Below are 11,773 nucleotides of genomic sequence, written 5' to 3' on the forward strand. Positions count from 1 at the left end.
CGTTACTGTACTACCACTTTTCGGTAGATAGGCTCCAACCCATCCACCGTTAGGCGCAGCTGATACACGCCAGAAGGGAGCCCGTCTACTTCTACTACGGCCTGCAAGTGTCTTCCGCTGATGGCCACCGTTTGCTGCTGCACCTGCTGCCCCAAGCCGTTCAATAAAAGCAGTTGTGCCGATTCAATGCCTGCTGCCATGGGCATCCGAAGCGTGAACTGCTGCCGTGCCGGGTTTGGGTAGAGCTGCAGTTGCTGCGCGGTGGTGGCCGGCTTGTTGGCCAGCGTACCACCGTTCAGGCGCACACTCACCGTATTGGCAAACAGGGCAGTGTTGGCCGCCGCAACGTCTATGTCGCCGTCGTTGTCTAGGTCGCCAAGGGCAAGGCTGGTGGGAGAGTTGCCGAGCGGAGTGGAAAAGGCACCGGAGAAGTTGCCGCTGCCGTCGTTAAGGCGGGTACTGGCGGTGGTGCCGGTTGCGGTACCGCCGCTTATCAGCAGGTCCAGGTCGTTGTCGGCATCGAGGTCGGCGAGGGCGAGGCGGAGCAGGCCGGGGGCCACTGCCACGGTGCCAGCCGCCACAAAACTGCCGGTGCCGGTGTTGCGCAACACGCTCACAGTGCCGCTGCCCGCATTTGCCACCGTGAGGTCCAAGTCTCTGTCTCCGTCCAAGTCACCCAACGCCACATCTTCGGGCTGGTTTCCGACCGGCAGATCGGGCGTGAGGCTAAACATGCCGAGGCCGTCGTTCAGCCGGACGCTGATGGTATTGGCGTCGTAGTTGGGCGTCACGATGTCCAGGTCGCCGTCATTGTCCACGTCGCCGACTGTAAAGTGGTGTGGGCCCGCGCCAGTCGGTACTTCCATAGTGCCATAGAACATGCCTGCACCCGTATTAAAGCGCACCGAAACCGTATTGCGGTCCTTGTTGCCAATCAGCAGGTCTAGGTCGCCATCGGCATCCATGTCACCTAGCGCCAAGGTATGACCTTCCAAGAACGTGAAGACCCGGTCGCCGTCGGTGAAGGTGCCGTTTCCGTTGTTGAGGCGGATGGGCAGGGTGTTGCTCGAAGAGTTGGCCACGATGAAGTCCAAGTCCCCATCCCCATCAATGTCGCCTACTACAATATCGGACGGGGCTGCATCTACTGAAATATCCGGTGCACTCGTGAACGTGGCGTCGCCGTTGTTGAGGCGTACCATCACGCCGTTGTAGCCGTTGGGCATAGCACCCGACACTAACAAGTCCAGGTCCCCATCATTGTCGATATCGGCAGTAGCTACGGCGCGGGCCTGTCCGGGCATGGGCAGGTTGAGGCTACCCGAGAAGGAGCCCCGTCCGCTGCCCGTAGCTGCTGCCCGTAGTTGCACCACTTCCGGTCGGGCCGTGCGCGTCCCGTCGCTACTCACAATGCTGCCCGGCACCGTCACGCTGATGGGCTCACCTGGCATAAAGTCGCGGGTGGGGTCGAAGGTGAGGGTGGCGGTGCCAGCCCCGCCGGCCGTGCCCTGCCGCAGCCCCTGCCGCTGACTGCTGAATACGGCTAGCGGTGCCGTGCCGCTGGCCGTGGCCTGGCCGAAGCTTACGGCCAGGTTGGCATTGCGGGCTACGCCGACACTATTGCGGGCTGGCGTGAGGCTGGTAACGGGCATCGTGACGGTAGGCGGCTGGTTCAGGCGGATGGTCACGGTGCGGTCTACGGGCGTTACCAGGTCCAGGTCGCCGTCATTGTCCACGTCACCGAGGGCGGGGCCGTAGGGGTTGTAGCCCACAAAAGCATCGGGGCCTGAGATGAAGCTGCCGCTGCCGTTGTTATACTTCAGGTGAATGACGTTGGAAATACCGTTGATGCCACCGTCCATATACATCAGGTCTAGGTCGCCGTCGGCGTCAATATCGCCGAGCCGCACTTCCCGCGGATGCACCGTATAGTTGAACGAATGCAGGAGGATGTGGCTGCCGAATGTAGCGTTGCCGTTGTTGAGGCGCAGACCCAGTAGGCCGCTGGTGCCGGCACTCAGGATGTATTCGGCACTCACAACGTCCAAGTCACCATCGGCGTCTACGTCGCCCAACACCACGTCCTGCGCGCTGCCGCTCATGGTCAGGCTGGCGCCCACCGTGAATGTGGCAGCACCATCGTTGAGCAGGACATTGTACTGGGGGCTGTTGCCGTCGCCGGCCAAGATGTCTAGGTCACCGTCGTTGTCCAGGTCGCCTACTTCCAGCGAGTTGATGTACTGGCCGCTGGTGAGGAGCGCACCCGGGCTGAACGTGCCAGTGCCATCGTTCAGGCCCACCTGCACGCGTCCGGCACTCACGAGTAGCAGATCCAGGTCGCCATCCGCGTCCACGTCGCCGAGCCGGAGCCGGCGGCCGTTGATGAAAGGCCAAAACCCCGTAGCCACCGAGAAGTGGCCGTTGCCATCGTTGAGGCCCACGCCAACAGGCGTTACAATGTCCAAGTCGCCATCAGCATCCACGTCGCCTAAGGCCAGATAGGCCGGCTCGGTATTCATCATCAGGCTGCTCCACGACGAAAACGTGCCATTGCCGTTGTTACGCTGGATATCCAGAAGGCCGTAGTTGCCGCCGCTGATGTTTTTTGCCGTCACGATGTCGAGGTGGCCGTCGTTGTCCACGTCGCCGAGCACAAGTGTATGCGGCGTACCCTGGCCCGCCAGGGTGCGGGCGGAGCCATCAGCAAAACGGCCCCGGCCAGTGCCCCCGGTAGCCGCCGTAAACTGGTACACGTGCTTGCTTAAGGCGCTACCGTTGCTGGCGCTTAGCATGGTGGCTGGCAGGCTGACGCTCACCACCTCGCCGGGGGCGAAGTCCTGGGCAGGGTTGAAGAGGAGGATGCTAGAGCCCTGGCCTATGAGCGTACCTAGCCGCCGCCCGTATAGCTGCGAGCCAAATACGCGCAGGTTGCCAGCCGACGCGCTGGAAATATTCAGTGTGAACCGGGGCACTACGTCTGCCGTGCGGGCAACATTAGTAGCGTTGCGGGTAGGAGAGAGGCTAGAAACCGTCGGATTCTGGGCTTGCGTGGCCACGCCTAGTGCCAGCCACAAGCCAGCAAGCAAAGGTGCACTACGGTAGAAGCCCGGCACCGGAGAAGCCACCTTGCGGGCAGCTAACAGGAAGGTAGAAGTGTACAAGCAGATGAACCTGATAAGTGGAATTGTCCCATAGATGCCCGCTAGTCGGGTATTGGGTCAACAAAACAACAGGAAATAGTTGGTCTGTAATAGGATTGGCTTAGACAATTTTATCGGCGACTAACTGCTTGAACAATAGGCGCAAATTTTCAACATAATATTGTAGTTGCAGGCGGCTCGTCTACTGCCACCACCGTTCCTGCGGCAGTGGTTCGGTACCTAGCACAATAGGTTGCCCCAGCCGTGGTGTGGTGATAGGTAGTAGCAACCGTGCTGCCTCCGTACTGGCCCGGCGCACCGGTTCGTTCCAAGCATGACGCGCCTCCGTGAAAGCGCCCCAATGCACCGGCAGCAACACCCGGCCGCGCACATCCTGCGTCGCCCGCACAGTCTGCTCGGGCATCATATGAATCTGTGCCCAGTTCTCGTTGTACTGGCCACACTCCATAATAGCCAGATCGAAGGGGCCATGCTGCGCGCCGATAGCCTGAAAGTGCGGGCCGTAGCCCCCGTCGCCGCTGTAGAACACGCGCTTCGTGGCCGACTTCAGCACCCAGGAGCTCCAAGAGGTGGAGTTGCGGTTGGTGAGGCCGCGCCCGGAGAAGTGCCGCGCGGGTGTGCTAACGATGGTGAGGCCAGGCAACTGCACCGAGTCGTTCCAGTCCAGTTCCCGAACCCGCGCCGAATCGACGCCCCAGGCCAGCAGGTGTGCCCCCACACCCAGCGGTACATAGAAATGGGCCACCTTGTCCTTGAGCCGCTGGATGGTCTGGTAGTCGAGGTGGTCGTAGTGGTCGTGTGAAATCAGTACGGCGTCAATGAGTGGTAATTGCTCGGCCGTAATGGCTAGGGCTGGGTTGTAGCGCTTGGGCGTCAGGAGTGGCAGCGGGCCCATTTTTACACTCAGCATGGGGTCGAGCAAGATGTTTTTGCCGCCTATCTCCACCAGACTGGCCGAATGTCCGAACCACGTCACACGCACCATATCGGGCGTTTTTCGCGTGATGCTCAGTGAGTCGAGCTGCTGCGTAGGCAGGGGCGCAGCAGGCGTTTCGTTGGGTACAGAGCTGAACAGGAATTTCCACATCACCGATACCAGACTGCCCCCCGTCAGCTGCTCCGTAGGCACCAGATTCTGAAACTCCCCGTCGCGGTAATGGCCCGATTTAGCGTAGGCAGCGCGCTGTTTTCTAGTAGGCTTGCCACCTAGCTCCGGGCTCAGGTTGGCAAAAGCGACGCCAGCCACCAGTAGCAGGGCCACCATTACAATGGCCAGGCGGCCGACAATACGTAGGTATTTTCTCATATCAAGCAGATGACTCCTCAACCTGTAGGAGTTTGGTTGGGTAGTCGTAGTAACAGATGGAATATTTGATTCGCAATGCGCCGGCAACAACTAGCCCCAGCCGCTCGGCGGCCGGGGCTATATTTGGCAGGGTGCTTGGAGCTAGCGGCCCTGTGCGTGCAAATGAAAGGTGAGAACGGGCGGGAAAGCACTGCTGGCCACGTTTTCGGCGACGCTGCTATGGAACAAACGGCTCAGACCCGAACGTGCATGCGTAGGCAGTACAATCAGGTCGGCCTGCACTTTCTGGGCAAACTGCTCGATGCCGGTGGTCGTGCTGCTCGCATCAAAAATATGGGTGGTGGCGTTGGGTAGACTGTGCTGCTGGAGAAACATCTGCATGTGCACTAGTACCTGCTGGTCGTGGCTGGAGCCGATGTGCAGCAGGTGCACGGCCGCTTCCGGAAAAAGGGCCAGAATCTGTTGCAGTTCCGAGGCGGCATTGGCCGTTTCGGCAGTGAAATCGGAAGGGAATACGATGTTGCGTACGTCGAACTGTGCCTGCTGGTGCTTCACGGCCAACACCGGGCAGGGCGCCAGCCGTACCATGCGCTGGGTGGTAGAGCTATTGAAAAACTGCTCCATTGTGTCATGCTCCTGCGTGCCCATCACCACCAGTTCAATGTTGCGCTCCGCTACCACGCGAAGAATGGCATCGTCGAGGTCGGCGGTGCCAGCTGCGTCGTGCACGGCTACACCGGGCGCGCGTTGGGCCGCTTCGGCCAGCAAGGCGTGCATGCGCTGCTTGGTCACTTCCAGTAGCTTAATGGCGAAAATGCCATCGGGCACACCCTCACTGTTGGGCAACTCCGCCCCGTTTACGGGGCCGCCATAGGAGCTAAAATTGGCCGAATTGTCGCCTAAAGATTCCAGTACGTGTAGCAGCGTGACATTGCCGCCCGTGCGCTGTGCCAGCTGCAGCGCCACTTCAAACGCATGGTGCGCCTGGGCAGAGAAATCAGTCGGAACCAGGATGTTCTTCATGCTGAATAAGAATATGGTGGAAGACAAATCGGCCGGTTGGGCCACTGCCTTGCGTACGTAAGTTGCCGGTTCAGCGTCTATCAGACAATTAGTTATGTGTGGTTTCTTCCTAACGCACAACGCGCCGCCCGGCAAAGCCGAACGGCGCGTTGTGCGTTGTGCTAGATGGAGGAAGCAGGAGGACTAGCTGCGGCTCCGGCCACCTACGTCACGGCGGTCATCGGTGCGCCGGTCATCGTCGCGGCGGCCGTTACCACGCTGGTCGTCGTCACGGCGGTTTCCTTGCTGGCTCATTTGCCGCTGGCGCTCCTGGCGCTTGGCCTCAAACTGGGCGTACTGCTTCTTCGACAGCACATCCTTGAGCTTCTTGTCGGAATTGTCGTGGATGCGCTTGACTTCGCTCATCGACTGGCTACGGTCGGCGGAGCCAGAGCGGCTGCGCAGGGCCTGCATCTGCTGCTGTTGCTCCTGGAATATCTTCTCGACTTTGGCTTTCTGCTTGGCATTCAGACCGAGTTCTTTGGCCAGTTCGTCGCTGCGTTGGCCTTTGCCGAAATCCTTACGTTGCTCGCGGCCGTCACGTTTGCCAAGGTCGGCGGCGAAGGAAGTGCCGGAGAAGGAAGCGCTGAGGCTGAGGAGAAGGGCGAGGCTGAAGAGTTGCTTTTTCATGGTAGTAGGGAAATTAGAGTTGTTTTCTTGTGAGGTACTAGACGCTGCGTTCTGTCTCCCTTCATTCAAACCAAGTGCCCCATTAGTAGCTCCAGGCCCAACTATCTGCTGAAGCGCCCAAACACTCGACAGACCGCCACATTCTCCCGACGCCTTCAGTAGAACAGCTTTTGCCGGGTAGGCCAGTGGCACTACTACTAAGCTGAGCCAGGGCAAATGCTGCATCTGTTCTGGCCTGGCAGCTGCTGAACCCTTCCGGCGAATACCTTTGTCGCCTCACCACCCGTTCGTCTGTAGTGCTACGCCGCATCTTCCACACGTTTGCTACCCGCCTTTCCGTGGCGCTGCTCAGCTTTGCGGTGGTGTGGCTCACGGCCCGCTCCTTGGGCGCAGCCGGCCGGGGAGTAGTCAGCCTATTCGTGACGGACTGTGCCGCACTGCTGCTGTTCATTGGGCTACTGGGCGGCTCGTCGCTAATATTTCTGGTACCGCGACGCAATGTGTGGCACCTGCTGGTGCCAGCCTATGGCTGGGCGCTGGTGGTATGCACGGCCGGCACGGTGCTGGCCGGATTGCTACGACCAGTGCCGGTCAGCTACCTTGGGCATTTGTGGGCACTGGCGCTGCTGCAGGCATTCCTATCCATCAATATCTCGCTGCTGCTGGGGCGCAAGCAGGAAGCGGCGTATAATGCGCTGAACATGGCGCAGGTTGCGCTGCTAGCTGGTTTTCTGCTGCTGGCTTTTATGGGGCTGGGCTGGCGCGAAGTACCCGTGTACTACTATGCCGCCTACGTTGCCTACGGAGTACCGCTGCTAGCTAGCTTCGGGCTGCTATGCCGCCTGCCCGACCAGTGGGAGGGCGGCCGGGGCCTGCGTGCAACGGCCCTGGAGCTAAGCCACCACAGCCGCGGAGCGCACCTCTCCAATATTCTGGCATTTGCCAATTACCGCCTCAGCTACTATTTCGTGGCGCATTTTGTGGATGCCCGGGCCGTGGGTGTACTTAGTGTAGGAGTAGCGTTGGCCGAAGCCATCTGGCTTATTCCGCGCAGTGCCGCCCTCATTCAGTATGTAGACCTAGTGCATGCCGACGATAAGCACGCCCAACTGGCACCCACGCTACGGGTGGCCCGGCTGGCAGCCTTGGCAACAGCCGCCGCCGTAGCCGTACTGGCGCTGTTGCCACCGGCGCTGCTAGCGGCGGTATTCGGGCCGGAGTTTGGGGCGGCCCGGCCCGTTATCGGGTGGCTGGCGCCGGGCGTGGTAGCCGTAGCCCTGAACGTAACGTGCAGCAGCTATTTCGCCGGATTGGGGCAGTACCGCATCAACAACTGGGCTACTACCCTGGGCCTGCTCGTGACGGTGCCCGCCTGCTGGCTCCTGATTCCAAGGCTAGGCATCGTGGGGGCCGCCATGGCGTCGTCGCTGTCGTATCTGGCTTCCACCACGTACCTGCTGCTGCAGTTTGGGCGGGCTACCGGAACCGGCTGGGCCGACTGGCTACCGAACCGCACCGACGTCGCGTATGCTCGGGAGCTGGTGAAGAACCGCTAACCGAGTTCCTACTGCTGGGGCCGGACGGTTACCTCAAACCACGTGGTTGGGTCGCCGAGTGGGTCGAAGGTGTGCGTAGGCAGCGGGTGAGGTGAGTAGAGGGCGCAGAGCGTGTTTTCTACCTGCACCAGCTGGCCGGTGGCCGTGGCGGGCAGTCCGTTCAGAATGCCGGCCAGTACCTCCCAGCGGGGCTGGCCCGGCTGGCGGCTGGCATCATGCCATACTACCACCGTAGTAGGGCCCACCAGATGCTCAAATACCCGGCGCGTATCAGTCCGGACGGCTTCGTAGCGGTGGTCGCCGTCAATGAAGATGACATCGAATGGCTGCCCGAGGCCGGCCAGATTGAAAGTAGCGGAGTTGCCATGCAGGTGATGCACGTGGGCGAGAGGGCGCGAGAAGAAGCCGTGCAGCTCGATGTACCGCTCACTCAGCCCCAGTGTCCGCATTTCTTCGCCCGACAGGTTGAGGGTGTACACCTCAGCCGCCACTTCGGCCACGTTGGCCGCACTTTCCCCCCGCCACGTCCCGATTTCGAAATAGCGGCACTTTGGCACGCGGCGGGCCAGAGCGCGCAGCAGCAGCAAATCCGTAGGCAGGGAGCCGCCTTCCCGAAAAGCGAAAGGCCGCACCGTGTGGTCGTCGGGAGTCAGAAAGTGCGTGAGCGGCACAGCGGGCAAGCCTTGCGGCGTGAGGCGTCGCGCCGTGTGGGCCAAAGCGCGCTGCTGCCAGGCAGTTTCGTCGGCGGCCAGCACATGGTTGAGCAGCCAGGGGTTACGAATAAGGCTGCTAAGGCCGCGCAGGGTTTTGGCAAGACGGGACACAGGCATACGGCTGAAGAGCCGCAAAGCTAACAACTCCCGCTGCTCCTTGCCTATAAAGTGCCACGCCGGGCACGCAATAAGAGCACAAGGTGGCTACGAACTGATGGTAAGAAACTTATGCGTGCTTGAGAGGGAAAATCAGGTAAATTGCCTGGTATACGGCCTGCTGCTTACTCGAAATAATAGCTCCACAGCAGCCTTTTTGTGCCGTCGCCTGTCTCCCCTTCACAACCACCGAGAAGAACACTTTCGCGCATGCCGGTTTCTTCCGACCTCGACGCCCTGCTGGCCCGTTGTCTTCGCCGCGAACCGGCGGCCCAACGGACCTTGTACTCCCGCTATGCCGGGCGTATGCTGGGTATTGCGCGGCGGTACGCCTACACGCTGCCCGAGGCAGAGGACATTCTGCAGGATGCCTTCGTGAAAGTGTTTACCCGGTTAGGCGAGTTTCGCTCGGAAGGCTCGCTCGAAGGCTGGATCCGGCGTATTGTGGTTACTACGGCCATCAACCACTGGCAGAGCGGCAAGCTGCGTCGCCAGAGCCAAGTGGAGTTGCCGGATAGCTTCGATGTATCTCCTGCGGTTTCTGCTTCGGCCCTCGACCAGCTGAACGTGCTGGAAGTGCTGAGCCTGATAGAACAACTGCCCGAAGGCTGCAAGGTGGTTTTGCTGCTTTACGCCGTCGATGGCTACTCGCATAGTGAAATAAGTGAAATGCTTGGAATACAGGAAAGTACATCCAAGGCACAGCTCAGCAAAGCCCGAAAACAACTGCTGCTGCTCTACCAGCAGCAGAATAACTTCATCCGATTATGACCCAGAACCCCGAAGATGAGCTGTTGGATGAGTCGCTGCGTGAAACGTTCAGTGACTTTACCCTATCTCCTTCCAGCCGGCTTTGGGCGGGGGTAGAAGGGCAATTGGCGGACATTCCTAAAGCACCTCGCGCGCTACCCTACAAGGTATTGCTGCCGCTGGTAGGACTGGTAGGGTTGGGAGTAGGATGGCTACTGCCGCATCCGGAAAGCACAAAGCCGACACCCAAAACGGAGCAACCAGCCGTGAGCCGGACCGAAGCGCCAGCTGCGGCACTCCAGCCAGCACCAACTACAGTTTCTCCCGATATTCTTTCTGCCGTTGCTCCAACCAAGCCGGAGGCAGGCCGCGAGCAGGCGGCAACAACTGCTGAGAAGCGGATGGCTGCACGTCATCCTCGGTTCACTGGTGTGGAAGCCCAAAGGATAACGGCTGCCCAGACGCCGGAAACAGATACGCTGGTACTGGCTGCATCTGCCGCATCACCACTGGCTGCGCTGCCACCAGCTGCAGATACATTGACAGCTACTGCGCTGCCAGCGCCGGCTGCTGTATCTGCTGACTCGCAGTTGTCGGCTGCTACTATGCAGCTATCCGCTTCTGAGGTGCGGGAAAACGAGCGTACCGGCACAGCGGGAACCGGCGCTGCTACCCGAGTGGCTACGGCAGGTGTGCTAAAGCCGGGTGAGGCGCCACGTGAATGGCGCACAGAATATCGGGTGCCCACGCACCGCATGGCGGAAAAAGGGCGGGGCTTCCGGCGGCGCATTACGCACCTCACGCAACAGGTGCGGCACGTATTCAGCCCGCGTCGGAGCAAAGCGGCAGCGCAGCCCGACTTTTAAGCCCTGTAGCCGCGGCCGCGCCACTGTTGGTCGATCTGTGTTCTGTTTAAAACAAAATTTTGCCCTACAGCAGCCTTTTAAACGGCAGCGCTGTCTGGGAAAATACTGTCCCTTCACCGGACCTGCTGAAGCACAGCAAGTCCGGTTTGTCTGGTAGCCCGAGGAAGCTGAAGAATCTTCAGTTGATTTTACTCTTTATGCCCATAGCTATGACGCCCAGTACCCGCTCCGAAGCTCCTTCGCAGCACCTTGCCCCAACTGAACCTGCCCATGACAAGTGGACTTGGGTAGTATTCGCCGTGTTGTTTGCTTTGCTGGTTGTAAGCCGGTTTGCTACCCCAGAAGCTGCTTCGGTGCTGGCCGCCGGCAAATCGGTGCTGGTAGCATCACCTGTTCCTGCCCGCCAAACCAACGCCTGGCCTCATCACACAACGTACTACACTTCTTCTACTGCGCCGGTTGTAGTGCAGCAGTAGATTACCGCCGGCCTATTTGGCACTTCACAGCGAATAGCGGAAGAAGTTAGCTGATGGGCACTTTCCGCAGGATGGCATCAATCAGGTCCTGCGTGCGGATGCCATCAGCCTCAGCTTCGTAAGTAAGCAGAATCCGGTGATTAAGGACGTCGCCGGCCACATCCTTGATGTCTTCCGGTAGCACATAGTCCCGCTCGTCGAAATACGCTACGGCTTTGGCGGCCCGGTGCAGCGCAATACTGGCCCGCGGGCTCACCCCAAACTGCACGTACTGCTGAAACTCGGGCAGGTCGTAGTCGGCGGGGCGGCGCGTGGCAAATACCAGCTCGATAATGTATTTCTCCAGCGTCTCAGAAATCTGGACCTGGTTGATCTGGTTGCGGATACCAAAGATGTCTTCTTTGGTCAGAATGGGGCTTACTTCACCTACGTAGCTCATGTTGGCCATGCGGCGCATCACTTCCAACTCGTCGGTTTTCTTGAGGTAGTCCACAAACACCTTCATCATAAACCGGTCTACCTGCGCTTCGGGTAGCGGATAGGTGCCTTCCTGTTCCACCGGATTCTGCGTGGCCAGTACCAGAAACGGCAGGTCCAGCGGATAGGTAGTCTCGCCAATAGTCACCTGCTTTTCCTGCATGGCTTCCAGCAGGGCGCTCTGCACTTTGGCCGGGGAGCGGTTTACCTCGTCGGCCAGCACCAGATTGGCGAAGATAGGCCCCTTTTTCACCTCGAACACCGACTGATTCTGGTTGTAAATCATGGTGCCTACCAAGTCGGAGGGAAGCAGGTCGGGTGTGAACTGCACGCGCTGAAAGTGCAGGTGCAGTACTTTGGAGAGGGTGCTGATGGTAAGGGTTTTGGCTAGGCCCGGCACGCCTTCCAGCAGAATGTGCCCACCGGTGAACAAGCCAATCAGCAGCCGGCCCACCATGTACTGCTGGCCCACAACCACCTTGCCTACTTCCGCAAACACCTGTTTTATTTTCTGCTGATAATCGGGAACGGGCAGGTCAGGCGAGGAAAGCGGCAGCATACGCGGAAGAAGGTAGGAAGGTTAAAGGTAGAAAAAGCGGGGAGTATCTGGGCAAATTGTA

General features: G+C 59.8%; 10 protein-coding genes. 4 read left to right on the forward strand and 6 right to left on the reverse strand.

Annotation, left to right across the window (positions count from 1 at the left end; genetic code table 11):
- Positions 1 to 2: 2 nt before the first annotated feature.
- The 4 genes from H4317_RS02495 to H4317_RS02510 all read right to left on the reverse strand — a co-directional run bounded on the left by H4317_RS02495 (position 3) and on the right by H4317_RS02510 (position 6,159).
- Complete coding sequence (locus H4317_RS02495; protein WP_185888620.1) at positions 3 to 3,161, reverse strand: FG-GAP-like repeat-containing protein; 3,159 nt, start codon at positions 3,159 to 3,161, stop codon at positions 3 to 5.
- 181 nt (positions 3,162 to 3,342) lie between these two features.
- Complete coding sequence (locus H4317_RS02500; protein WP_185888621.1) at positions 3,343 to 4,467, reverse strand: MBL fold metallo-hydrolase; 1,125 nt, start codon at positions 4,465 to 4,467, stop codon at positions 3,343 to 3,345.
- A gap of 141 nt (positions 4,468 to 4,608) precedes the next feature.
- Entirely contained in the window at positions 4,609 to 5,490 is an 882-nt protein-coding gene (locus H4317_RS02505) for a universal stress protein (protein ID WP_185888622.1), read from the reverse strand.
- A gap of 183 nt (positions 5,491 to 5,673) precedes the next feature.
- Positions 5,674 to 6,159 (reverse strand): DUF4890 domain-containing protein, encoded by a 486-nt coding sequence (locus tag H4317_RS02510; RefSeq protein WP_185888623.1) that lies wholly within the window; start codon positions 6,157 to 6,159, stop codon positions 5,674 to 5,676.
- Between the two features lie 296 nt (positions 6,160 to 6,455).
- Here H4317_RS02510 and H4317_RS02515 point away from each other — a divergent pair, with 296 nt between their 5' ends.
- Positions 6,456 to 7,715: a lipopolysaccharide biosynthesis protein gene (locus tag H4317_RS02515; protein WP_185888624.1), complete on the forward strand. Its 1,260-nt coding sequence runs from the start codon at positions 6,456 to 6,458 to the stop codon at positions 7,713 to 7,715.
- An 8-nt stretch (positions 7,716 to 7,723) separates the two neighbouring features.
- Here H4317_RS02515 and H4317_RS02520 read toward each other — a convergent pair whose 3' ends face one another.
- Positions 7,724 to 8,545, reverse strand: a complete 822-nt coding sequence (locus H4317_RS02520; protein ID WP_185888625.1) for a class I SAM-dependent methyltransferase — start codon at positions 8,543 to 8,545, stop codon at positions 7,724 to 7,726.
- Positions 8,546 to 8,794: 249 nt separating this feature from the next.
- Between H4317_RS02520 and H4317_RS02525 the strand changes: the two genes are divergently transcribed.
- The 3 genes from H4317_RS02525 (at position 8,795) to H4317_RS02535 (ending at position 10,676) form a co-directional block, all read left to right on the forward strand.
- Positions 8,795 to 9,355 (forward strand): RNA polymerase sigma factor, encoded by a 561-nt coding sequence (locus tag H4317_RS02525; protein ID WP_185888626.1) that lies wholly within the window; start codon positions 8,795 to 8,797, stop codon positions 9,353 to 9,355.
- Positions 9,352 to 10,200, forward strand: coding sequence for a hypothetical protein (locus H4317_RS02530; RefSeq protein ID WP_185888627.1), 849 nt, complete (start codon positions 9,352 to 9,354; stop codon positions 10,198 to 10,200). Before H4317_RS02525 ends, H4317_RS02530 begins: the two co-directional genes overlap by 4 nt.
- A 197-nt stretch (positions 10,201 to 10,397) precedes the next feature.
- Positions 10,398 to 10,676, forward strand: coding sequence for a hypothetical protein (locus H4317_RS02535; RefSeq protein WP_185888628.1), 279 nt, complete (start codon positions 10,398 to 10,400; stop codon positions 10,674 to 10,676).
- Positions 10,677 to 10,722: 46 nt separating this feature from the next.
- Here H4317_RS02535 and H4317_RS02540 read toward each other — a convergent pair whose 3' ends face one another.
- On the reverse strand, positions 10,723 to 11,712 hold the full coding sequence (locus tag H4317_RS02540; protein ID WP_185888629.1) for an AAA family ATPase: 990 nt from the start codon (positions 11,710 to 11,712) through the stop codon (positions 10,723 to 10,725).
- Positions 11,713 to 11,773 lie beyond the last annotated feature (61 nt).

Origin of the sequence: Hymenobacter sediminicola, assembly GCF_014250515.1 — a bacterium.
Classification (GTDB): Bacteria; Bacteroidota; Bacteroidia; order Cytophagales; family Hymenobacteraceae; genus Hymenobacter; species Hymenobacter sediminicola.